At 51.8% G+C, this 21,440-nt stretch carries 17 protein-coding genes; 7 read left to right on the forward strand and 10 right to left on the reverse strand.

Going from position 1 to position 21,440, the window contains the following annotated elements:
• Window positions 1-89: 89 nt before the first annotated feature.
• From HQN87_RS19575 to HQN87_RS19600, 6 genes are all read right to left on the reverse strand, one after another.
• A complete protein-coding gene (locus HQN87_RS19575) occupies window positions 90-1,028 on the reverse strand; it encodes an alpha/beta fold hydrolase (RefSeq protein ID WP_173136807.1) in 939 nt (312 codons plus the stop codon).
• A gap of 381 nt (window positions 1,029-1,409) precedes the next feature.
• The gene (locus HQN87_RS19580; RefSeq protein ID WP_173136809.1) at window positions 1,410-2,285 is read right to left on the reverse strand and encodes a radical SAM/SPASM domain-containing protein; all 876 of its coding nucleotides are present in this window, start codon (window positions 2,283-2,285) and stop codon (window positions 1,410-1,412) included.
• Between the two features lie 49 nt (window positions 2,286-2,334).
• Window positions 2,335-3,321, reverse strand: a complete 987-nt coding sequence (locus HQN87_RS19585) for a Gfo/Idh/MocA family protein (protein ID WP_173136811.1) — start codon at window positions 3,319-3,321, stop codon at window positions 2,335-2,337.
• 299 nt (window positions 3,322-3,620) lie between these two features.
• Window positions 3,621-5,009 (reverse strand): threonine synthase, encoded by a 1,389-nt coding sequence (gene thrC / locus HQN87_RS19590; protein ID WP_173136813.1) that lies wholly within the window; start codon window positions 5,007-5,009, stop codon window positions 3,621-3,623.
• A gap of 137 nt (window positions 5,010-5,146) precedes the next feature.
• Complete coding sequence (locus HQN87_RS19595) at window positions 5,147-5,641, reverse strand: CYTH domain-containing protein (protein WP_173136814.1); 495 nt, start codon at window positions 5,639-5,641, stop codon at window positions 5,147-5,149.
• A 110-nt stretch (window positions 5,642-5,751) separates the two neighbouring features.
• Complete coding sequence (locus HQN87_RS19600) at window positions 5,752-6,096, reverse strand: winged helix-turn-helix transcriptional regulator (protein ID WP_173136815.1); 345 nt, start codon at window positions 6,094-6,096, stop codon at window positions 5,752-5,754.
• A 171-nt stretch (window positions 6,097-6,267) separates the two neighbouring features.
• Here HQN87_RS19600 and HQN87_RS19605 point away from each other — a divergent pair, with 171 nt between their 5' ends.
• Window positions 6,268-7,185: a DsbA family protein gene (locus HQN87_RS19605; RefSeq protein ID WP_173136816.1), complete on the forward strand. Its 918-nt coding sequence runs from the start codon at window positions 6,268-6,270 to the stop codon at window positions 7,183-7,185.
• Window positions 7,186-8,383: 1,198 nt separating this feature from the next.
• Here HQN87_RS19605 and HQN87_RS19610 read toward each other — a convergent pair.
• The gene (locus HQN87_RS19610; protein WP_173136817.1) at window positions 8,384-10,963 is read right to left on the reverse strand and encodes a beta-mannosidase; all 2,580 of its coding nucleotides are present in this window, start codon (window positions 10,961-10,963) and stop codon (window positions 8,384-8,386) included.
• A 226-nt stretch (window positions 10,964-11,189) separates the two neighbouring features.
• Here HQN87_RS19610 and HQN87_RS19615 point away from each other — a divergent pair, with 226 nt between their 5' ends.
• The 6 genes from HQN87_RS19615 (at window position 11,190) to HQN87_RS19640 (ending at window position 18,763) form a co-directional block, all read left to right on the forward strand.
• Window positions 11,190-12,542, forward strand: coding sequence for an ABC transporter substrate-binding protein (locus HQN87_RS19615; protein WP_173136818.1), 1,353 nt, complete (start codon window positions 11,190-11,192; stop codon window positions 12,540-12,542).
• A 341-nt stretch (window positions 12,543-12,883) separates the two neighbouring features.
• A complete protein-coding gene (locus tag HQN87_RS19620; RefSeq protein ID WP_173136819.1) occupies window positions 12,884-13,777 on the forward strand; it encodes a carbohydrate ABC transporter permease in 894 nt (297 codons plus the stop codon).
• 2 nt (window positions 13,778-13,779) lie between these two features.
• The gene (locus tag HQN87_RS19625; protein ID WP_173136820.1) at window positions 13,780-14,613 is read left to right on the forward strand and encodes a carbohydrate ABC transporter permease; all 834 of its coding nucleotides are present in this window, start codon (window positions 13,780-13,782) and stop codon (window positions 14,611-14,613) included.
• A gap of 26 nt (window positions 14,614-14,639) precedes the next feature.
• The gene (locus HQN87_RS19630; RefSeq protein ID WP_173136821.1) at window positions 14,640-16,451 is read left to right on the forward strand and encodes a cache domain-containing sensor histidine kinase; all 1,812 of its coding nucleotides are present in this window, start codon (window positions 14,640-14,642) and stop codon (window positions 16,449-16,451) included.
• A gap of 51 nt (window positions 16,452-16,502) precedes the next feature.
• On the forward strand, window positions 16,503-17,999 hold the full coding sequence (locus tag HQN87_RS19635; protein WP_173136823.1) for a response regulator: 1,497 nt from the start codon (window positions 16,503-16,505) through the stop codon (window positions 17,997-17,999).
• 14 nt (window positions 18,000-18,013) lie between these two features.
• Complete coding sequence (locus tag HQN87_RS19640; RefSeq protein WP_254075566.1) at window positions 18,014-18,763, forward strand: spermidine synthase; 750 nt, start codon at window positions 18,014-18,016, stop codon at window positions 18,761-18,763.
• A gap of 259 nt (window positions 18,764-19,022) precedes the next feature.
• Here the strand turns inward: HQN87_RS19640 and HQN87_RS19645 are convergent, their stop codons facing one another.
• Genes HQN87_RS19645 through HQN87_RS19655 form a run of 3 tightly spaced genes read right to left on the reverse strand, consistent with a single transcriptional unit; the run spans window position 19,023 to window position 21,421 of the window.
• Entirely contained in the window at window positions 19,023-19,220 is a 198-nt protein-coding gene (locus HQN87_RS19645) for a DUF4177 domain-containing protein (RefSeq protein ID WP_173136825.1), read from the reverse strand.
• Between the two features lie 40 nt (window positions 19,221-19,260).
• Complete coding sequence (locus tag HQN87_RS19650) at window positions 19,261-20,526, reverse strand: ABC transporter permease (RefSeq protein WP_173136827.1); 1,266 nt, start codon at window positions 20,524-20,526, stop codon at window positions 19,261-19,263.
• Window positions 20,519-21,421: an ABC transporter ATP-binding protein gene (locus HQN87_RS19655; RefSeq protein WP_173136829.1), complete on the reverse strand. Its 903-nt coding sequence runs from the start codon at window positions 21,419-21,421 to the stop codon at window positions 20,519-20,521. Before HQN87_RS19655 ends, HQN87_RS19650 begins: the two co-directional genes overlap by 8 nt.
• Window positions 21,422-21,440: the final 19 nt, after the last annotated feature.

A 21,440-nucleotide genomic window follows, 5' to 3' on the forward strand; every position in this document is an offset into this window, starting at 1 on the left:
GTAGTTTGAAACATTAAAAACAGCGGCAATCCAGGAAATATTACGATCCCGTGCTGCCGCTGCTTTAGTAATCTAGGTTTAAGTTCAAGTTATTTGATGCCTGCCATGAAATCCTTGTAATCCTTAGCAATTTCTTTGGACAGGGTATGATGCAGATAATGTTCACCTACAAGCGGCACCAGCTTACCATACGCGGAATTCTTCACTTGCTCTTCATGCAGCGTCTGCCAGCCCTCAACATCCGTATTATTAGCCTGTATGAAGAGAAGCAGCGGCAGCTCCTTCGGGAAGCTGAGCGCCTGGGCGGCAGTGAAATTCTCATTGAAATGCTTCATTTCATTCAGTGTAGTATCGTTGCTGGAGTTCTTGTTCGAGATCATTCTCATCTGCTGCTTGGTGTGGTCATCAAAAGGAAGTCCGGCATAAGCGTCACCGCCCACCTTTTTGAGCAATCTCATGATCCCTGACTGGTCGAGGAATTTGAACATCCCCACCGGCATTTCATCGTCCATTCCCCCTTGGGTCGGCACACTGCTGTCGATTCCTACAAAAGCGGTCACTTCATCAGTGTACTTGTTCACATAATTCAGCCCGTAAATCCCGGCTATGGAGTGCCCCATTAAAGTGTAACGCTTAATCCCAAGCTGTTGTAACGCTTCATGAATCTCGCTGGCGATATTGTCGTTCGTCCGTTCCTTATCCGTCCGGTCACTTAATCCATAGCCGAACGGCTCGACAACCACTACTCTGTAGGAAGGAGACAGCTCATCTACCAGCGGTTTGAAATCAAGTGCCGGCGCCCCTGTTCCGTAACCCGGGATCAATACAACGGTCTCTTTACCCGACCCCTGGATCAATACATTCATTTTTTTGCCGTCCACAGGCACTAACTGGCCATAGGCTTCAATCTTGCCCTGCTCCGATTTGTTGCTGATGATATTGACTACAAACACTACGGCAAAAAATAGCACGATGACAATCATTACTGCGGCTATTGACTTAAGCGTGACCCTCAGCCATTTTTTCATGATCCATTCACCTGTCCTTATCGCTGAAATCTAACTTAATTGAACTGCTAAGGAGAGCTTACCCCATGGAAATGTACTCCTCGTGAAGGCAATATGAACGGAGGATGAACTGTATGAATGAACTATATTCTCCCTGTCTGTTTATTTTCAAGTTCAATTTATATAGTCAGCTGGTATATTGACCGGTAAAGTGACGGTAACATGTTATTATTCTGCCTGATATTGACATGAATTACTCCTTCATTTCCGGAAAACTTCAAGCGGCACTTGATCCTGCGGCTGTGTCAAATCCGTCATAGCGCAAAAAGAAGCAGACGACTTAGCGGATATTCGCATCATCGTCTGCATCAAGACAGGCATCTATTCTTGTATAGAATAACTTTACGTTCCAAACCGCTGCCGGTATCCGCATTTGCGGCACAGCTCCTCGACCGCTTCCCGGCGCGAGAAGCCGTAGAACAGATTGTTCGCCCGCTCCCCCTCGACAATCTCGGAGAACGGCTGCTCGTGGATATTGCCGAGGTTGATTACCCCTTCGCCATCCAGACAGCACGGCACAACTGTGCCGTCCACCAGAACAGCCGCCTGACTGCGAAGCGCGTGGCAGAAGCCCTTGCCGTCATCCTCCGGCTCATGCAGCGCCGGCCATTTGAACTCATGGTCCTGGTTCAGATACACACGCGGGGCGATCTTCACTCCGCTGCCGGGGACCACCTTCTCTTCAATCCTGTAGTCGAGCGAGAAGGCCTCTTCCAGCAGGGCCAGTGTCTCGCGGTTGCGGCTTTTCTCCAGATTCGTCCGGTTGTCCTCCGTCAGGTTCCACAGCCGGAAGGAGACAATGACGCCTTGGGCCGAGATCTCCCGGACGAACCGGATAATCTCCGACAGATAGCCCTGGCGGTTCTCCGAGCCTGCATGGCCGTCGAAGCTGTGCAGCGAGAAGTTCATCTGCCGCAGCGCCGGCTTGCCGAGCAGCTTCGGACCCGCCTTATGAATCAACGTGCCGTTGGTCGTGATGTTGACCTTGAAGCCCTTCGCATGTGCTGCATCCAGGAGGTCACCAAGCTTCGGATGCAGCAGCGGCTCTCCTTTGACATGAAGATAGATATGATTGCTATGCGGTTTGATCTCATCGAGGATCTTATCAAACGTCTCCAGCTTCATGAAATTCTTCTGCCGCTCCGTGGGCGGACAGAAGCTGCAGGCCAGGTTGCAGACGCTTGTGATCTCGATATACACTTTTTTGAACGTCTTCAAGTTCCGCTCCCCATTTCAATGATAAATACAGGCTATTCCACCTGTGCAGCTACAGATCCGAAGCATAGCGGAGGCCGATCTGGGCTCTTGCTTCTTCCATCAGCTCCGCAACCGCCAGGGAATTGGCATGGCTGTTGGTCACGCTCTCCCGGTGTCCGCTTTTCAGCAGATGAATGAACTCCTGAACCTCATAATACATCGGCTCGTATACCTGCGGCAGTGTAAGCTCTTCGACAGTCCCGTCACGGTAGTGGATCTTGACCTGATACGGCTGGTTGATCTTGTCGATCACCATCGTCCCGTTCTCTCCCTGAATCTCGGCCGGCAGATAGGAATCCGCAATCTTGGAATGCATAACTACAGCGTCCATGTCCTTATAGCGCATAACCATACTGCCTTCACCATCTACTCCCGAGGAAAGCATCAGACCTACGGCCTTCACCGAATCCGGCTTGCCGAACAAGGCGACCATAGGGTACAAGCAATAGATGCCCAGGTCCATCAGCGAACCGTTGGAATATTCAGGATTGAAGGCATTCAGGATGGTCCCCTGACGATAAGCATCATATCTGGAGGAGTATTGACAATAACCGGCGAAATACCGCCGTACCTGGCCCAGCTTATATAGATTATCCCGGATAACGCCGAAATTCGGCATAAAGGTTGATTTCATCGCTTCCATCAGCAGAACATCATTGCTGCGCGCAGCCTCGATCATCGCCTTCAGCTCTCTGCTGTTGGAGGCCGCCGGCTTCTCGCAGATCACATGCTTGCCATGGTTCAGACAGATCAATGACTGCTCCGCATGCATGGAATTGGGGCTGGCAATATAGACCGCGTCCACCTCTGCTCCCGATACCATCTGCTCCAGATCGGTATAGATCGAAGCCCCCGCATACTTAGCGGCAAAAGCCCGGCCCTTCTCCTCTGAGCGGGAGTACACAGCCGTGAGCAGAAACTCCTCATTCTCAAGTCCCGCTTGAATAAAACGGTCTGTAATCCAGTTAGTCCCTACAACCCCAAAACGAATAGTCATGAATGATCCCGTCCTTTTTTGTAAATATAAGATTTTATATGTTTCCCATGATCAACGTATACTAATACTGCGCTATAACAGCTATTTTCTCACTCCGTGGTAGGTATGTCCACTTTTCCGCCGTAATTTCCGACAAATTCCGCTAGATTTCGCTTGTGAAAAAAAGCACCTGCATAAATAGAGGCGCTTTGTCTTTCATGAGTCTTTTATCCTAAGCATAAACAAACAGCCCAGCTCTACTCGGAGCCGGGCTGTTTGTTACTATTCAGACGGCGAGTCACTCCAGACCCGCAGCTATTCTAACCGTAAAAAGCCTGAAGCTGGCATACAATCTCCGCCTTGTCATGATCGACCACGACCTGATGCTGCGGCTGCTCGAACAGGGCAGCAATCTGCGCCGGGAATTCCTGCTTGATGCCGGTCAGGGCAATCGCCTCGTCGAACTTGGCCGGATGTGCCGTAGCGAAGGCAATGCTCGTCTCCTCCGGGGTGCTGAACTTCTCATACGCTGCTACGCCGCAGGCGGTATGCGGGTCCAGCAGGTAGCCGTATTCCTGCTCGTATCTGCCGATGGTCTCCAGGCACTGTGCGTTCTTCACGCCCAGCGCGGAGAAATCTTCCTGCACGCGGGCGAACAGCTCGCCGTCCACAGTAATGGCGCCCTCGCTCTGCAAGGCTGCCATATACGCGGACAGCTTCTCCGCATCCCCGTCCAGCAGATAATACAGATAGCGTTCGAAATTGCTCGCTACCTGGATATCCATCGACGGGCTGTAGGTGCCTGTGAAGCTGCCCGGTTTGTATTCGCCGGTGACGACGAACCGTTCGAGAATGTTGTTCTCATTGGTGGCGATGATCAGCTTGTGGATCGGCAGTCCCATTCGCTGCGCCAGGAAGCCTGAGAAAATATTGCCGAAGTTGCCCGAAGGCACGCTGATATTCACTTTTTTGCGGTCACTGCCTTCAAGCTGGAGATACGCATAGAAATAATAGACCGACTGCGCCAGAATACGCACGAAGTTGATCGAGTTGATCGCCCGCAGGTGATACCGCCCTTTGAAGTCGAGATCGGCGAACAGCTCCTTGATAATCTTCTGACAGTCGTCGAAATTGCCCTCCACGGACAGATTCAGCACGTTGCTGTCATCCACGGTGGTCATTTGCAGCTCCTGCACCTTGCTGACCTTACCGTGCGGATGAAGGATACAGATCTTGATGCCTTCCTTGCCGCGGACACCCTGGATGGCAGCCGCTCCGGTATCGCCGGAGGTTGCGCCGAGAATGTGGATAATCTCGCCCCGCACCTTGGCAATGTAGGAGTACAGCTCACCCATGAACTGCAGTGCCACATCCTTGAAGGCAAACGTCGGCCCGTGGAACAGCTCCAGTACATACAGGGAATCATTCACCCGGTGCAGCGGCGTAACCTCCGGGGCGCGGAAATTGCCGTAGCTGGTGTAGACCATTTTTTTCAAGTCATCGTAGGGAATTTCATCATTGGTATAGTAGGAGAAAATCTCAAGGAACAGCTCCTGAAAGCTCAGGCTTCTCCATTCCTCCAGCTTCTCAGGGGAAATTACCGGAATCTGAGCAGGAACCATCAACCCGCCGTCATCCGCCAGCCCCATCAGAACCGTATCAATAAAGCCTCTGGCTGCCACCTTGCCTCTTGTGCTTATATACTCCATGCCTGCCTCATCCTCCTGAACCCCTCTTTAATTTACTCTACATAGTACCACGTTTACGCGCTAAAGTCCGCATATTCTATTCAAAATGATGGTTAGCTGTTGGCGCTTGTCTATCTTTTCATGGGACGCGCTTCATGTTATTTGTTCTGAAGCTCTTTCCAGACGGTCTTGTTGCTGTACTTCTTCTCCGTACTGACATCCTGGCCGAACCATTCCGGGGCGGTGAAGCTCTCCGCTTCCTCCAGTGAATCGAATTCAACCTCCAGCACCGTGAGCTCGAGCTGCGTGTACAGATCTATCTCCACAGTGGTGTTGTTCCATACGCCTGTAATACGGGTTTTGACCAGCGGAACTGCCTTCATTGCCTCAATCATCTGGTTATAAATACCGGCAGAGATGGCATATTCGATCTCCTGGCGGCTAATGCCCTTGCCATCCTTGAATGTATGTGTGTAAGTAACCTCACCTGTATCCAGATCGGTTATCTTGCGCACCCGCAGCTCCTGTCCGTCTTCAATCGCGAGATAAGTCTGGTCAATGCTGTGACGGGTCTGCACCTTCAACTGTCCTTCTTGAATCAGCCGCTCCGGGTATTCCGGCAGCAGGAATTTGCGTTCGATCTCCATAGCCATGCTGTTTCTCTCCTCTGTGTGCGAGCGCTAATGTTACATATTATTTATCATCATAGGGGCGGGTTCTGCGCAAGTCAACCGGAACTGATGGATTCACGGCTGAGAACTTACTAACCCTTTCGTTCGCTTAGTACATGTATATTATTGGCTCCCCAGGCCACAATGTCTTCAATGAGCGGAACTAATTCCTTACCGGATGGAGTGAGAGAATACTCCACGCGCGGAGGCACCTCATTATACTGCTCACGATGGATAATTCCGTTGTCTATGAGGTCTTTGAGGCAATTTGTTAATGTGGTCCCTGTGATGCCGGGCAGCCTTCTTTTTAATTCGTTATACCGGATCGGCTCGCCTTCGCTTAGAAAAGCCAGAATAGGCAGATTCCATTTCCCGCTGATGACATGAAAAGCAAAAGTGGCAGGACACAGCTCCGCCAGATTAAATTCATATTTCATCCAGACCCCTCCTTAGGTATATTTAGTATACTAGGTATTAAAAACAATAGTACTTGTTAATATTGTTACAGCTATTATAATCATACTCAAGTAGAAACGGCTACGATATCCTTTGGAAGGACGGCATACGTTTCAGCTACACTTTAAAAGAAAGCGAGGTAGCAGCAACTTATGAATACTAACCCAATGATCTGTGATCTTAAGACGGGTGTATGTGGTGTCGGCGAAGAGGACGAACATACCCAAATGATAGATTTCAACCCGCAGCAGCCTGCTATTACTCTTTATTATGCTACAGATCCGATTTGTTCACACTGCTGGGCGATTGAGCCTACCCTGAACCGGTTCATCCGGCAATATGGTCAATACTTCAAAGTACAGCTCCTTATGGGCGGATTATTGGCTGGCTGGAACGGCTTCGCGGACCGTGCGAACGGCATACAGCAGCCTGCTGATGTGGCAGGACATTGGAAGGAAGTCGGGGAACATTACCGGATGCCCATTGACGGTACCTTGTGGCTGAGCAATCCGGTCCAGTCCTCCTATCCTCCCTCCAGAGTGTTCAAAGTCATTCAGAGCAGCCATCCGGGGAACGAACATGCCTTCCTGCGGCGTGCAAGAGAAGCCGTCTTCGTGTTCAACCGGAATATTGGAGAAGAGCAGGTGCTCATTGATATTGTGAACGGGCTTGGATTACCCGGTGATGACATCGTTCAGGCCTCCGCGCTTGAGGCGGCGCAGGATCTGCTGGAGGAAGACTTCCAGAGAGTGGCCCAGCTCGGCGTACGCGGCTTCCCGACTCTCGTCATGGTCAATGAAGAGAACAAAGGCGTGAAGCTCGTGGGCTCCCGGACCCTGCAAAACTACGTGGATGCACTGCAGCAGTTAACCACAACACCCCTTATTCCAGCCGCTGTCCCGGCGCTGCCGGAGTTGATGGCCGAGGGGCACCTTCTCTTCGCCCGGGAAATCGAGGTCATGTACGATATAGAGCAGCAGGAAGTCGAGGACTTCACCGCCGCAGCGCTTCCTGCGCAAACTTATCACACTAAGCATATCTTGAATGAACTGTACATCGAACCTGCCTGAAGGAGTAGAGCCGTAGCACAAGCATGGAGCCAGACTCACAAGCATAGAGCCGGACTCACAAGCCCATTCGGCGGAACCGCCAGGAACAACCTGGGAACAGTCAGGGGACAGCCTGGGAACAGTCGTGTGTTCACATGCGAACCCTATTTCCAGAAAAAGCAGCGCTCCTCCAGTTATCTGGGGAGCGCTGCTTTGCGTTAAACGCAGAGGATATAGCGGGCAGGCTTCTAGCCGCTCCTCATCTGCCAGCGACACCGGCGTATGCCCACTTCCGACAAATTCAGAGGGATTTTTCCCTCTCCTTCCGGCGTATTGCACACTTCCGGCAAATTCAGAGGGATTTATCCCTCTCCTTCCGGCGTATCTCCCACTTCCGGCAGATTCAGAGGGATTTATCCCTCTCCTTCCGGCGTATCTCCCACTTCCGGCAGATTCAGAGGGATTTATCCCTCTCCTCCCGGCGTATCGCCCACTTCCGGCAGATTCAGAGGGATTTATCCCTCTCCTTCCGGCGTATTGCCCACTTCTGGAAAGTTAAGGTTCACTTTTACTCCTCCTTCCCGCCTGACGCCCTCTTCCAGCAAATTCAGGTACACTTCTGCTCCTCACTCCAGCCTGACGCCCACTTCCGGCAGATTCAGAGGGATTTTCCCCTCTCCTTGCGGCGTATCGACCGCTGCCGGTGGATTCAGAGGGATTTATCCCTCTCCTTCCGGCGTATCGCCCACTTCCAGCAAATTCAGAGGGATTTATCCCTCTCCTTGCGGCGTATTTGCCCACTTCCCGCAGATTCAGAGGGACTTATCCCTCTCCTTGCGGCGTATTGCTCACTTCTGGCAAATTTAGGTGCACTTCTGCTCCTCACTCCAGCCTGACGCCCGCCTCCAACAAATTAAGGTGCACTTCTGCCCCTCCTTCCCACCTGACGCTCACTTCCAACAAATTAAGGTGCACTTCTGCTCCTCACTCCCGCCTGACGCCCACTTCCAACAAATTAAGGTGCACTTCTGCCCCTCCTTCCGCCTGACGCCCGCTTTCGGCACCCCAATGTTTCCACGCAGCAAAAAGAACAGCAACAGAGGAAGCCCAAGTATCCCCGGCTCCCTCTATTGCTGTTCAGTTATCAGCGTTGAGCCGGTAGCAGGACAGACTTGCGCACCTGCTATACCTGCTCCTAGCTTCCTGCATCACCCGAAGGCTAGATATAATCCGCCATCGAGCGGACCACAAGTCCGGCCGGTGCCGCGGGCGTGAAGTTCGCTCCGCCGGTGCCACCGCCTCTCAGCAGGAATTCCACGGTCTTCGGCTCGCCCGGCAGCAGGTCGAAGAAGTTGTCGGAGAATATCCCCTCTTCTTCTACAGTCAAATGCACGCCCCGCGCCAGCACATCGCTGCTCAGCGTGAAGTTCTTCCCGGCGCTGCCCGGCACCTCCGTCACCGTGATCACCGGCTTGCTCAGCGGAATATCCTTAGCTGCCACGAAGTAATGCTCCTTACGCTCTAGCACCTGCCTGCCCTCCAGCACTTCTCCTCGCTCCAGCACCTGCCCGCCCTCCAGCAGGGTAGCTACCAGCAGCACTTGAGCCGGGTCCCGGCCCTCCAGCAGTTCAGCAACCGGCAGCGTCAATACTACCGCTGCCGAATCCGCAGCCAATGTTACCGGCTGCGACCATTCCCGCAGCAGCGCGCCGCTGAAGTCATGGAGCCGGACCACCAGCTCGCCGTCCAGCGCCTGACGCCGGTCGGAGATGGCGTGAACCTTGAGTGACTCCGCGTCTGTGCCGTCAATGGACAGCAGCACTTCCTTGAAGCTCCGGCGCACCGTGTATTGCAACGCCTTCCAGCGCCCGTAGTAGTCCATGCCCGCCCAGGAAGCTACCGGCCAGCAGTCATTCATCTGCCAGTACAGCGTGCCCATGCAATATGGCTTGTTCCGGCGGTGGCTCTCAATCGCCATACGGATGGCCTCTGCCTGAAGCACCTGGCTCATGTAGAGGAAGCCCCGGAAGTCCTTCGGCTGCGGCAGATACATATCCATATATTCCTTGATCAGCTGATTGCCGCGTCCGTTCTTCTGATGGGCCAGCATGACCTTGGACTCCAGCGCCAGCTCCTCTTCTTCCGCATAACTCAGTACCGACTTCAGCTCGGGGAAGGACTGGAAGCCATACTCACTCATGAAGCGGCCCACCTTAAGGTTATAGTTCTCGAACGGCTCTATCCCGTGCCATACGCCCCAGTAGTGGATATCTCCTTCACCCATAATCCGCGTAGCGTGCTGATCCTGACCACGGGTTAACTCGCGCAGCGGGGAGGACGGCCAGTAATCCATACCCGGATGATTCGCGGCAACGGCCTCGGGCAGAATCTTGTGGAAGATTTCTTCATACGCGGCCCACAAGGTCTGGCGGATATCAGCACTCAGCTTCTCTTTCCAGCCCCAGCCCATATGCTCCTCATACTGCGACCAGGCCGAGTCAATCTCATTGTTCCCGCACCATACAGCAATAGAAGGGTGATTGCGCAATCGGCGGACGTTATATACCGCTTCCTCGCGGATATTATTCAGGAACGGCTCATCCCCCGGATACATGCTGCACGCGAACATGAAGTCCTGCCAGACCAGCAGCCCGTACTCATCACACAGCCGGTAGAACACTTCCTCTTCATAGAATCCGCCGCCCCACACACGCAGCATATTCATATTGGATTCCACTGCCGTAGCAATCTCATGGCGGTAGCGTTCTTCCGTAACCTCAGTGATGAAACTATCATTCGGAATATGATTAGCCCCCTTGGCGAAGACCGGCACCCCGTTCAGCTCAAAATGGAACGAAGCCCCATGCTCATCCGGCTTCCGGACCAGCTTGATGTCCCGCAGCCCTGTCGTAACTTCCGACACGGCCACAGCTTCCTCCCCCTGCAGCAGCTCTGCACGGAATTGGTACAGTTCAGGTAGACCCAGCCCGTTACACCACCACAGGCGCGGACTGTCAACAACCAGCTCCAGCTCCAACTGCTGCTTGCCCGGAACAAGCGTAACCGCCTTCATCCATTCCTGCCCTTCGGCGCTCACGCGCAGCAGCCCGCTCCAGGCTTCCGGGGCATCTACTTCGACCAATGCCGTCAGCCGCGCTTCCTTCACGCTCACCGCATTCTGACGAATGTACAGATTCTGAATATCCGCAAGGTCCCGGCCTGTAAGCACCGCTTCACGCCAGATGCCGCTGGTCAGGAATCTCGGTCCCCAGTCCCAGCCGTAGTGATACGGCGCTTTGCGGGCGAACACACTGATCCGCTGCTCCTGAAGCCCGCCCAGCTCAGACTGGTCATTCGGTGCCGGCAGATCGTAACCCAGCTGTGCCAGCTTCGGCAGATCCTCAGTCACCACCGAGCGGAATACAATGCGGATCTCATTCTCTCCGGCCTGTAGCAGACCTTTCACATTCACAGTCCAGGAGCGGAACATGTTGTCCGCCGACAGCGCATGAACGTGATTCACATATACATCGGCATACGTATCCAGCCCGGAGAATGCAAGCTCCGTGACCGCCAGCGTCTGCCATGCCTCTTCTAAGGTCAATACCGTTCTGTATTCCCAGTTCTTCTTGTCGATCCATTGCAGGTCATGCTCATTGGTTCCATAAAAGGGTTGTTCAATTACTCCGTTCCGGAGCAGATCCGTATGTACCGTTCCCGGTACTATCGCTGGAAGCCACGCTTCATCCCCGCAGGCTCTAAATTCCCAGTTCGTCAGGCCGATTTGCAGTCGTTTCATAAATCCTCCTAAAAGTTTGGATAGCATACCATGAAGTTCTGACACTCCTACGCTGTAACTACCATCATTATATTTTGTTATTTTATTGTTAGCAGTACCTTTATTATAATCTGATAAACAGAACAAATAAAGACAATAAATAATAAATGAACGCATTTATCCTAGCGTGAAATCAAGCTATACTAATCATGTAAACGCTAACAATAAACGAAAAGGGGACTGAACAATGAGAAACAAGTTATTTTCGTTATCCTTTGTTATTATCATGATTTTCACTTTATCCCTGACCGGCTGCGGTGCTAACAACAATAACAGCACAGCAGCAACTACAGAGGAGCCTGCAGCAGCAACCAGCGCTCCCGGGAACACAGGCGGAGATCCGGCAGCGGCAACCACTGAACCGGCCGCACCAAGCGGCGGGGACATCAGCGGCACTATCATCTTCCTGACCAACAGAACCGACATGATCGGCAAAGAGTATGACGAATATGTGAAGCGCTTTAATGAGAAATATCCGAACATCAAGGTAGAATTCGAGGCTTCCCAGACGGACTATAACCAGCAGGCCAAGGTCAGAATGGCCAGCGGCGAGCTGCCTGACGTGATGTTCGTGCCCAACATCCCCAACTCTGACCTGCCCAAATATTTTGCCCCGCTCGATGATCTGGGACTGAACGACCAGCTGACATTCAAAGATTTCAAATCCCATGAGGGCCAGCTGTACGGCATTACTTCCGGTAACTCCACCTCGGGGATTGTCTACAATAAGAAGGCGTTCGCCGATGCCGGAATTACCGAAGTTCCGAAGACCTGGAATGAATTCCTCGCAGCCTGCGAGAAGCTCAAGGCCAAAGGTGTCGTTCCGCTCGCCTCCAACTTCAAGGACAAATGGCCGCTTAATGACTGGGTATATGCTGTTCCCCGCGTGATTGCCGGTAACCCTGATTTTCCTAACGAGAAGCTGACCCAAGATGCTCCGTTTACTATGGACAACGGATACGGCAAATCGCTCGGCCTGCTTAGAGAGCTGAACGAAAAAGGCTACCTGGAACAAGACATCAACTCCACCAACTGGGAGCAATCCAAGAAAGATATCGCCTCGGGTAAGTTCGCCATGTACTTCCTGGGCAACTGGGTGATCAATCAGGTGATCGGTGCCGGAACCACTTCCGACAACGTAGGGTTCTTCCCTCTCCCTTATGACAATTCGGGTACATTGACCGCTCCGCTCAGCCCTGACTTCTTCTATGCCGTAGCGAAGAACAGCAAAAATACCGATGCGGCCAAGGCGTTCGTGAAATGGATGATTGAAGAATCAGGCTATGAGGATTTTGCCGGATTCATCTCACCGCTCAAGGGCAGAGAATCCAAGCTGACCCAGCTGAAGGAATTCCAGTCCACCGGCGTAGTTCTGCAAGAGGGTACAGTTGATGATGCCAAGGTGACTGAAATTACTAACAAGGCACAGCTCGACCTCCCGGCAATGGCTCAGGAATTCGTGCTGGCCAAAGATCCGCAGACGGTCTTCGACAAATGGAACAAGGCCTGGTCCAAAGCCAAAAAAGACCTCGGCTACTAGAACAGCCCCACAAAGTGTAGTTCTAGCATCGAAGATTACCCAGGTACTTTGCGGGGACCCCGAACCATATAAACAACCCCAAAAAGTGGGGCCTTAGCTTCGATGATTACTCAGGTACTTTCCGGGGACCCCGAAACATATAAAATCCCCCCACAAAGTGGAGCTTTAGCATCGAAGATTACTCAGGTACTTTCCGGGGACCCCGAAATCTTATTTGCCCTGCTGCTACTTAAGCAGCCTGATGCACTAGACATCCGGCGCAAGGTGGATTATCGCTCTTCCCGGATAATCCATTTTGTCGTCAGCCTTACTTACAGCTCACAGGAAAGAAGGGTACGCCATTGTTCGGAACACTGTCCTATAACAAGCAGAAGACTATCATCATCGTTTCCTTTCTGCTGGTCCCGCTGATCCTTCTCGCCACCTTCACGTACTATCCGGCGCTGAAGCTGGTCTATTACAGCTTCACGAACTGGGATGGATATAGTCCCGAGAAGCCTTGGGTAGGTCTGGACAACTATCGTGAGGTATTCAGCAATCCCGATATTTTCAAAGTTTTCACCCATAACTTCGCCTACTTCGTCATGGGCATCCTTCAGAATATAGTAGCCATCTACTTCGCCGTTGTGCTGAACAGCAGGCTGCGGGGAAGGAACGCTTTTCGTATCATGCTCTTCCTGCCCTACATTATGAATGGTGTTGCCGTTGCCTTCATGTTCGGTTATGTCTTCGACACGACCAATGGCTCACTCAATCTGTTCCTGAACAGCATCGGCCTGACCGGCCTTGGACAGACCAGCTGGCTCGGCACCGAAGGACTTGTGAACTACTCGCTCGCCTCCACCGGCTTCTGGCGGTTCATGGGCTACAATATGGTGATTTACATTGCTTCCCTCCAGGCCATTCCGCGCGACATCTATGAAGCGGCCAAAATTGACGGCGCCGGCTCCATGCAGACCCTCTGGAGAATTACCCTGCCGAATATGAAGGCCGTCATTCAGCTTAACCTGTTCCTGACCGTTACCGGAGCGCTTGAAGTATTCGACCTGCCCTTCGTACTCACCAAAGGCGGCCCTGCGGGCGCCAGCCAGACTTATGTCCAGCGCGTGGTGGACACAGCGTTCGCCTTCAATAACTACGGCCTGGCCTCGGCGATGAGCATTATCCTGCTCTTTTTTGTGGTCATCGTACTTCTGGTACAACAGCTGGTTCTTAGCCGGGGAGGAGAGAAATAGCCATGGAACATTCCAAATTGCGCTTCAAAGACCTGTTCAAATATTTCACGCTGCTGATCGGCGTCTTCGTAGTGCTGTTCCCGCCGTATGTCGTAATCGTCAATGCGTTCAAATCCACGGATGAGTTCAACAGCAGCAGCTCTATGGCTCTGCCGCACAGCTTCCTGAACTTCGACAATTTCATTGCGGTCTTTCAGCGCGGCGGGCTGCTCAGCGGCTTCGGCAATGTCCTGATCATCATTATAATTACATTGACCCTGAACATTCTGTTTGGCACAATGGTGGCATATGTACTGGGCCGCTTTTCTTTTAAGCTGAAGCCGGTTGTGTTCGGTGCGTACCTGATCGCCACCATCATTCCGAGCATCACCACCCAGGTCGCCACCTTCGGCATCATCAAAAATATGGGGCTCTACAACACGCTCGGCGCTCCCATTGTGCTCTACATCGGGGCCGATGTGATCCAGATCATTCTCTATCTGCAGTTCATCCGCAATATTCCGTTTGATCTCGACGAGAATGCCATGGTTGAAGGGGCTTCCCTGTTCAAAATCTACCGTTCGATCATCTTCCCGCTGCTGACACCGGCGACAGCTACGCTCGTCATCCTGAAGACGATCAGCATATACAATGACATGTACATCCCCTATCTCTATATGCCCAAGCAGAGCCTGGGTGTGGTGACGACGATCCTCATGCGCTTTCAGGGGGTCAACTCCGGTGAGTGGAATCTGATCTGTGCGGCGATCCTGCTGATCCTGCTGCCCACGGTCATCCTCTACTTTTTCCTGCAGCGTTATATCTTCGAAGGCGTAACGAACGGCGCGGTGAAATAGGGGATTGAACAGAAAGGAACAACACAGTGGTATCCTATATCCGGAGATTTACGCGGACGCTTTGGCTGTTCCTGGCCAATCTGCCTATGGAGCGCAAGCTGATTGTCGTGTTTATTTTTCTGATCTCTATGCCGATCACCTATGTCAGCTATCTCTCCTCCCGTTCCACCTTCAAGTCCGTGCTGGTTAATGCAACGGACAGTGCCGGACAGATGGCAGACAGCGCCTCCGGGACCATTGACCGTTATGTCGAGGACCTGAAGAGGTATACGGCGCTCCCGCTCTACAACACCGATGTCCAGTATTATCTGGAGCAGCAGGGGACCGATTGGGACAAAAACACAGGCATGTCAATGTTCTTAAGCTATCTGAATCATACAAAAGCAGAGATTGTTGCTGTGTACCTGGTGGATAAATACGGCTCTGTCTATTATGACAAAAGCTCGGGAATCAGCGAGCTGTTCCCGGAGGAGCGGCTGGCGCAGTGGCAGAGCCTCACCGAGTCCGGCGTAGCCCCCGTAGTTCAGGGCAGGCATACGATCCGTGTGAACGCAGGGGACCGCCGGGAGGTCTTCAGCATTCTGCGTACCGTCAGTTCGGTCAGCTCGCTCCAGAAGATCGGCATTATTGTGTTCGATATCCAAATCAGCCTGTTCAAGGGCATCGTTGACCCGGTCAATGCCGTAACCCAGGGCGATACGCTGATTGTCGATGATAAGGGCGAACTCCTATACGCCAGCCCGGATGATCGGAGCGGCGGCTCTGGCCTGCTGGAGAAGCATACGGATAAGTTCCTACAGCACGTAAGCGGGCCCGGGGGGCATTTCCAGATTACGCTGGACGGTAAGAAATTTCTTGCCGTCTACACCGTATCTGCCAAGACAGGCTGGACCACACTGGTCTCCATTCCGCTGGAGCGTATCCTGTCACCGGTGGAGACCACCCGCAATGCGCAGCTTCTCACCACTCTGGCGATTATCGCCTTTGCCCTGATCGTCGCCACCTTCATCTCCCATGCCCTGACGAAGCCGCTGAAATCCATGGTCCGCCTGATGAAGCAGGTACAGCACGGCAATCTGGAGGTATGGCTGCATCCCAGGTACAATGATGAGATCGGCATCCTGGGCAGCCACTTCAACCGGATGATCATCCGCATCAAAGATCTGCTCCAGGAAGTGAAGCTGACAGAGAAACGTAAGCAACGGGCTGATATGCGGGCTTTGCAGAACCAGATCAATCCGCATTTCATCTATAATACCCTTGAATCCATCCGTATGCTGGCCGAAGGCAGCGATGATCCGCGGGTGGCGAAGCTGACCTACCTGCTCGGGATGCAGATGCGTTACGGGATTGTCCGCAGCGAAGAGACCGTGACCATCCGGCAGGAGCTCGATCATACGCGCAATTATCTGGATATGCTGCAGATCCGGTTTCCCGATAAGTTCAGCATGAAGATAGACGTCCCGGATGCCCTGCTGGACCTGCCGGTGATTAAGCTGGTCTTCCAGCCGATCGTTGAGAATGCCGTCTTTCACGGCCTGGAGCCCAAGGAAGGCCCGGGCACCATCCACATTACCGGCTGGATAGAGGGCGGAAGTGCCGTATTCTGCGTTGAAGATGACGGAGTCGGCATGGATGAAGCTACGCTGCGCACACTGAACCATACCCTGACAGGCGGGGCGGACAGCGAGAAATTCGGCATCGGCCTGAGGAATGTGAATGAACGGCTCCGGCTGGACTACGGCAGCCCGTATGGGCTGCGGGTCGAGAGCGAATCCGGCACAGGCACCCGTGTCATGCTAAGAATCGAGAATCTCTCCCGCCCTATGGAGAATTGAACGGAAACATGGCAACCTGCACATTATGTCTTTTGAAAGGGGATATCCGGCTTGCTGCGTATTGTAATCGTAGATGATGAAGTCCTGATCCGCGAGGGTCTGGCCCGGATGATCAGCAAGGAGAGCAGCGAATTCGCCGTCATCCGCACCTATCCTGACGGTAAACAGCTGCTGGACGAGCTTCCCTCTCTCCAGTTCGATGTCCTGATTACAGATATCCGCATGCCGCAGATTGGCGGGCTGGAGCTGATCCGGCTGCTCAAATCCAGTCACCCCCATATCCGTTCCCTGCTGATGAGCGGATTCGTTGAATTCGATTATGCCCGGGAAGCCATCCGCAGCTCGGCAGTGGATTATCTGCTGAAGCCGATTAACAAAGAGCAGCTCTTCGAAATACTCCATAATCTGGATAAGGAACGTACGCTGCTGCGCGAGAAGGAGGCGCGGCACCGTACCGGGATACTGCTCTCCATTCTGCGTATCGAAGAGCCTTCGGCATTGCTGCTCTCCAGCCTTAGCTTGCCGGGGGCTTATTTCTCCGTATTTGTGCTAAAGGGGGACTCGCCCGCAGCCGTCTGTGCCTGTGCTGATTTGCTGCGGCAAGAATGTGGAGAGTGCTTCGATGTGCTGGAGCTGCGCCAGGGACTAGAAGCCTGGGTCTGGTACTCTGCGCAGCCGCTGACACCGGATCAACTACTGGAGATCCGGGAGTCTATGCAGGCTGCGGGGGCAGGCCACAGGCTCCATGCCGGCATAAGCCGGTCCTATGCCGATGCAGCCAAGCTTGGAGCTGCCTATCAGGAGGCCAGGCAGGGCTGTGACCGGGGGATTTATCAATCCCGGCCGCTGCATTATGTTACTATTGAAGAGCTGATCCAGCCGGATCAGGCAGGGTCTGAGCTTTTGGCGGCTTACCGTGAACCTCTGGTCCATGATTTGCAGATTCTGAATGTCGAAGGTGTTCTGTCATGGATTCATAAGCTGTTCTCGGAGCTCGCGCTCAGGACCGTGTGTCCAGAAGATATCCTCCGGATTTGCCGGGAGATCGGGGAGCTTGCCCGTCATGAAGTGCCGGAATTCAGCGGGGCCTACCGGAAGGGGATTAGCGCGTCACTGGAGGAGCAGCTGGAGAAGTGTATGGCTTTTGCAGAGATGGAAGAACAGTTCGTTTCCTCCTTCGCCTCAGCCCTGAACAGCATCCGTACCCACCGGCTGGAGATGTCCGGCACGGCTGTAGAGACAATCAAGCGCTGGATCTCGGCCAACTACAATCAGCACGCAGATCTGAATACCCTTGCGGGGATGGTGTATCTTACGCCAAGCTATTTAAGCAAGCTATTCAAGCAGGAGACCGGTCTCACGCTGACGGATTATATGATCGAGATCCGCATCCGTAAGGCCAAGCTGCTGCTGAAGAACGCCCCGGATCTCAAAATCCATGAAATCGGCTCCGAAGTCGGCTATCCCGACCCGGCCTATTTCAATAAATTGTTCAAGAAGGTTGTCGGTGTTACACCGAACGAATATAAACGAATCTCATCTGTGTAAGGAGTCTGATCCGCTTGCATCCATTGTGGAGCTCTACTACTGATACTAATGACTCTCAGGACATTGAGGTCTACGATACGACTGGCCTGTATGGCGAGACTGGACGATTCCGGGTGCTGCAATTCTCGGGTGAAGCGGTTCAAGGCGCACTGGATCTGGATCACCCGCGCCGGGTGGTCTTCGAGTATCCCCGGGCGATGATCCATCTGATGGAGGCGGGTAATCCTTACTTCGAGGATGTGTTTCTGATCGGGCATGGGATTGGTACGATTGCCGGGTATTTTGCAGAGAAGCGCTTTAAGGTGGCTGAGATTAATCCGCAGGTTGTAGACTACAGCAGAACCCATTTCGGTTACGATCAGGACAATGTTCTGATCGGTGACGGCCGGAGCCTGCTGGAGGAGGAAGAGGACCATCGTTACGATTACATCCTGCTGGATGCCTTCACCGCAGCCGGAACACCGCCGCAGTTCACCTCGCTGGAGTTCTTCCGGCTTACCCGGGATAAACTGCATGGACATGGCGCGATGATCATGAACCTGATGGGCCGCAGCGGCAATGACCGGCTAATCAGCGCCATCCACACCACACTCAGCGAAGTGTATCCCTACACCCGATCCTTCGCCCTCCCGGCAGAAGGCAACGCCGACCTCCGCAATATTATTATGGTTGGCAGCGCCCGTCCGGTCCCCTGCCAGTCCCGCCACATGGCCGGCTTCAGCGAGATCACCCCGGGAATCGGGCATGTGATCCGGGACCGTTAGCAGGGGGGCATATGCCCGAAACCGTGCAGCCCAAGCTCTAACTGTATTTTGTACAACTATAACGAGCGATTTCCCCGCTCCCAGGACTTTAATTGCACTTTCTACAGTTAAAAATCCACATATTCCACAAAAGAGGACTTCCCCCTATTTTTAATTGTATGGAATACAGTTAACCCGACAAAAGCCGGTCTTCCGCCACTTTTAACTGTATGAAATACAATTAAAAGGTAGGCACTCCACGCTGGTTACTCCAATAGACCTACTCCGCTAATTTCTCAAAAATCAGCTCATAATATTCCGGAAACCCCACAGCCTGTGCGCTGGGCATGATAACAAACTGAACGAACCTCCATCCCTCCGCTGCATGAGTATGTATAATCTCCTGATAGTTCTCCGTTGGCCCTTGAAGAAAACCAGTATTCTTCTTTTCAATCCGCACAAATTTGTATTCGAACATAATTTAGCCTCCTAAGCGTAGTAAAATCACGAGTAAACTATTATTTGCTTACCTGAAGAGATTTCATCGCATGCCGCAATTCTTTGATGCTTAATCGTTTTCCATAGAGCAGTACACCAGTCCGGTACACTCTGGCAGCCAACCAGCCCATTCCGAGGATAGACAGAAACAACACAATAATAGAAGCAGCTATTTCCCAGAAAGCCGGCGTTGCCATCCCAATCCGCAAAAACATAATCATCGGCGTAAAGAAGGGAATGTACGACATAATCACTATAAAAGTAGCATTGGGATTAGTTAATCCAAACATCGCTGTCATGAACCCGGCTATAATTAAGAAAGTTATCGGCATAATAGCCTGGCCTACCTCTTCCGTTTTACTGACCAGCGACCCAACTGCCGCGAATAAAGTAGCATATAGAAAATATCCGCCAATGAAGAAAATAACAAAATATATTAATAAAGCCGGTGAGATATCCGAAACATTCAATCCTAAATCCTGAATGATTGTTTTATTCTGAGGGATACTTAGGTTGGCTCCCGCAACGGCTATGAAAATAAGCATTTGCAGAAGACCAACAAGGCATATCCCTACAATCTTTCCGAACATCTGCTTGAGTGGTGATACCGTAGAAATCATGATCTCCATTACTCTTGAACTCTTCTCTCCGCTGATGTCCATAGCAACCATATTTCCATAACCCAATACCCCGGTATACAGAAGGAATAACAGCGCATAAACAAATACATAGGCCATCATCATCTCGGATTCCGTCTTTGCATTTTTCGTGTCAGATACCTGTTCAATATCGAGTATAAGCGGTGTCTGAAGCTGTGTCATAGCATCCTGCGATATCCCAAGCGTTTTAAGATCAGACTGCAATTTAATATTCTGCATGGCCGCCTGCAGTCTTTCTTTCAGGCCAAGTTCCAGTGGATTTTCCGATTTGTAGACAACCTGATACTCCGACTTGTAATACAGATACCCGTCAATTTTACCTGCGTCCATTTCACTTTGCAGATATCCATCGTTCTGCTGGCCATCGGTTCCCGCGCTGAATAGCACGATTGATATATTGGATCCCGGGTTCGCCTTGAAGTATTCTGACAGCATCGCCGCATCAGGCAGCCCTTCTTGAACTACCCCTACTCTGACCGGCTCATCAGTGCTGAATTTCTCAATGATGACAGGAAGATTAACTCCAAGAGTAATGACCAACGCAATGATAGCCGTAATGATGAAAAACGCCTTAGATCGGAAGCGGTTCAGGAAAGTGAATTTTATAACTGTACGTATACTATTCATTTACTCCACCTACCTTACTAATGAATATTTCATTTAAAGAGGGCTCCATGATTTGAAAGTGGAAAATCTCCGCCTGATTCGAAGCTAAAGCCATAATTTCTTTTGCTACTCTGGAATCACTGATGCGGATGTCATATTTTCTTCCCGACTTCTGTACATCTGTGACACCTGTAAGAGATTCGAATCCGTTAACGTTCTGATCAGTCTCCAGTAATACCCGCTCTCGCGGGTAAGTGTTTTTGATTTCCCGCAGATTTCCTTCAAGAACAGTGTTCCCCTTGTGCAGCATACAAATATTCTCGCACAACTCTTCCACATGCTCCATCCGGTGGCTCGAAAAAAGAATCGTTGTACCTTGTGCCTGTATATCTTTTATTGTAGCTTTCAACAATTCTACATTTACCGGATCAAGACCGCTGAACACTTCATCCAGGATGAGAAGCTGCGGATTATGTATTACTGCTGCAATGAATTGAATTTTTTGCTGGTTGCCCTTAGATAATTCCTCTACCCTTTTATCATAATATTCAGAGATGTTGAATCGGGACAACCAGTCTTTCAAATTCTTGTCGGCTTGGGCTCTTGTGCTTCCCCTTAATTCAGCAAAATATAGAATTTGCTCACTTACCTTAATCTTGGGATATAAACCTCTCTCTTCCGGCAAATACCCTATTGCTCTTCTCAATTGATCCGTGTAGCTTTTCCCAAACCAGGTTATCTTCCCTTGATCAGGTGCAATAAGTCCTAAAACCATACGCATTGTGGTTGTTTTTCCGGCTCCATTTGCACCGAGCAGACCGAATATTTCTCCCTGCCTGATATTAATTTCAGCCTGATTAACAACCGTTTTCGCACCATAATGCTTAGTGATTTGATTCAAAGAAATTGAGTACATAGCGTCACTTCCTTAGGAT

The organism is Paenibacillus tritici, assembly GCF_013204885.1.
GTDB lineage: Bacteria > Bacillota > Bacilli > Paenibacillales > Paenibacillaceae > Paenibacillus_AQ > Paenibacillus_AQ tritici.

Bases quoted from the DNA above. Each gene is read 5' to 3' on its own strand.
- HQN87_RS19575 (WP_173136807.1), bottom strand. From the start codon at position 1,028: ATGAAAAAATGGCTGAGGGTCACGCTTAAGTCAATAGCCGCAGTAATG.
- HQN87_RS19585 (WP_173136811.1), bottom strand. From the start codon at position 3,321: ATGACTATTCGTTTTGGGGTTGTAGGGACTAACTGGATTACAGACCGT.
- thrC (WP_173136813.1), bottom strand. From the start codon at position 5,009: ATGGAGTATATAAGCACAAGAGGCAAGGTGGCAGCCAGAGGCTTTATT.
- HQN87_RS19595 (WP_173136814.1), bottom strand. From the start codon at position 5,641: ATGGCTATGGAGATCGAACGCAAATTCCTGCTGCCGGAATACCCGGAG.
- HQN87_RS19600 (WP_173136815.1), bottom strand. From the start codon at position 6,096: ATGAAATATGAATTTAATCTGGCGGAGCTGTGTCCTGCCACTTTTGCT.
- HQN87_RS19605 (WP_173136816.1), top strand. From the start codon at position 6,268: ATGAATACTAACCCAATGATCTGTGATCTTAAGACGGGTGTATGTGGT.
- HQN87_RS19610 (WP_173136817.1), bottom strand. From the start codon at position 10,963: ATGAAACGACTGCAAATCGGCCTGACGAACTGGGAATTTAGAGCCTGC.
- HQN87_RS19615 (WP_173136818.1), top strand. From the start codon at position 11,190: ATGAGAAACAAGTTATTTTCGTTATCCTTTGTTATTATCATGATTTTC.
- HQN87_RS19625 (WP_173136820.1), top strand. From the start codon at position 13,780: ATGGAACATTCCAAATTGCGCTTCAAAGACCTGTTCAAATATTTCACG.
- HQN87_RS19645 (WP_173136825.1), bottom strand. From the start codon at position 19,220: ATGTTCGAATACAAATTTGTGCGGATTGAAAAGAAGAATACTGGTTTT.
- HQN87_RS19650 (WP_173136827.1), bottom strand. From the start codon at position 20,526: ATGAATAGTATACGTACAGTTATAAAATTCACTTTCCTGAACCGCTTC.
- HQN87_RS19655 (WP_173136829.1), bottom strand. From the start codon at position 21,421: ATGTACTCAATTTCTTTGAATCAAATCACTAAGCATTATGGTGCGAAA.